The organism is Streptomyces endocoffeicus (assembly GCF_016741935.1).
Classification (GTDB): Bacteria; Actinomycetota; Actinomycetes; order Streptomycetales; family Streptomycetaceae; genus Streptomyces; species Streptomyces endocoffeicus.
In genome coordinates this window covers 1-1,892 of the sequence record NZ_JAERRG010000124.1, presented here as the reverse complement: position 1 = coordinate 1,892, position 1,892 = coordinate 1, and the positions used below count along the sequence as shown (strand labels likewise).

Here is a 1,892-nt window from a genome sequence, read left to right as displayed (position 1 = left end):
CGCGTGGTCACGCTCGGCGTCGACGAGGCCGAGGGCGACGAACCTCGCCACCAGGTCGGGATGGAGCCCGGTGCGACGGGCCACGGTCTCAAGCGAGAGCCTGCGGGCGGGCACCAGGTCGTAGTGGATGGTCGGGACGGGCGCGTATCTCGTGTCCGTCCGCGCCGTGGTCGCGTGCGTGCTCATCGCTCACTCCTGGGGTCGAAGGAGGAGGTGGCGGCCAGCTCCTCGAGCAGCTCCCGCTCGCGGTCGGTCAGTTCGGGCGGCACCATGATGCGGATCTCGGCGTAGAAGTCGCCGTTCGGACCGCGGGGGTTGGGCATGCCCTCGCCGCGCAGCCTCAGCTTGCGGCCGCTGGAGGTGCCGGGGGGAACCGTCACCTTGGCGGTGCCGCCGGGTGTGGGTACGGGGACGGTCGCGCCGAGCGCGGCCTCCCAGGGGGACACCGGAAGGTGGACGTGGACGTTACGGCCGTCCAGCCGGAACCGCGGATGGGGCTGGATCCGCACCCGCAGATACAGGTCGCCCGCCGGTGCGTCACCGGTGCCCCGGCCGCCCTGCCCGGCCAGCCGGACGCGCTGGCCATCCACGACGCCGGGCGGGACGTCGACCTCGAAGCTGCGCTGCCCCGTCGGCCCGGCCAGGGTGACGGTGCGGCGGCCGCCGCGGTACGCGTCCTCGACGGTGAGCGGCAACTCGGCCTCCTGGTCGGCTCCGGGGATGTCCACGCGGCCTCCGCCCCGGCCCCCCATGCCGCCGCCGAAGAACGAGCCGAACAGGTCCTCGAAGTCCACTCCGCCGCCCGCAACGTCGTCGCCGAAGCCACGGGTGAACCGGACCCGGTCCCCGTCCCCGGAGGTCGTCCAGCCGCGGAATCCGCCGCCTTCGCCGCCGACACCAGCGCCGACCCGCTCCTCCCAGTACTCGGGAACCTTGCGGTAGTCCTCACCGAACCGGTCATAGCGGGCCCGGGTCTTCGGATCGGAGAGCGCGGCGTACGCCTCGTTGAGCTCCTTGAAGCGCTCCTCGGCCTGGGGATCCTTGTTCACATCCGGGTGGTACTTGCGGGCCTGGGTGCGGAACGCCTGCTGGATCTCGTCCTGGCTCGCGCCCCGGGACACCCCCAGCACCTCGTAGTAGTCCCGCGCCATGGCCTTCTCACTCCCGCTTCGCCACGGCCACGGCCACCGGCCTCAGCTGTTTGTCGGCCTTCCCGTAGCCGGGCCGCAGCACCTGGACCACGGTGCCCGGTTCCGCGTCGGCGTCCTCGACCACGCCGACCACCTCGTGCCGGGCCGGGTCGAACGGCACCCCCGTCTCGGCCTCCCGCTCGTAGCCCAACTGGGCCAGGGTGTCCACGGCCTGGTCGCGGATGGCCTTGACGCCCTCCACGATCGATCCCGGGTCGGCCTCGGCGTGCGAGAGGGCCAGTTCGAGGTTGTCGACGACGGGCAGCAGGGCCACCGCCGTACGGGCCCGCTCGGCGGCCCGCTCCCGCTCCAGCTCCCTGGCGTGGCGCTTGCGCAGATTCTCCAGATCGGCCAAGGCCCGCCGCCACTTGTCCTCGAGCTCCTCCAGGGCCGCCTCATGCCCGGCCCCCTCGCCGGTAGGCGGGGCGGGCCCTCCAGCCGCGTCCGGGCCAGGATCCTGGGGCGGACCCGACTGCTCCCGCTCGGGAGTGGGCAGATCCTGCTCGCTCTCCGGCACCGGAGAGCGCTCCTGTGGTTGGTTGGACACCTCAGCCGCCTCAGTCCTTGTCGAACTCGGCATCGATCACGTCTTCGTCGACGCCCTCACCGTCTTGACCCGGCCCGGAGCCCTGCGCTCGCCCGGGCCCGGCCGCGCCGCCTGCCGCGTCGGCACCCGCGCCCGCGGGCTCGTGGGCCTGCAGC

General features: G+C 73.4%; 2 protein-coding genes and 1 pseudogene. All 3 read right to left on the bottom strand.

Going from position 1 to position 1,892, the window contains the following annotated elements; translation table 11 throughout:
• Nucleotides 1-186 (bottom strand): annotated as a pseudogene (locus JK364_RS54155) (chaperone modulator CbpM); the annotation flags it as partial.
• Complete coding sequence (locus tag JK364_RS54150; protein WP_201858837.1) at nt 183-1,151, bottom strand: DnaJ C-terminal domain-containing protein; 969 nt, start codon at nt 1,149-1,151, stop codon at nt 183-185. The pseudogene JK364_RS54155 and the gene JK364_RS54150, both read right to left, overlap by 4 nt.
• 7 nt (nt 1,152-1,158) lie before the next feature.
• Nucleotides 1,159-1,737 (bottom strand): nucleotide exchange factor GrpE, encoded by a 579-nt coding sequence (locus tag JK364_RS54145; RefSeq protein WP_307841725.1) that lies wholly within the window; start codon nt 1,735-1,737, stop codon nt 1,159-1,161.
• Nucleotides 1,738-1,892 lie beyond the last annotated feature (155 nt).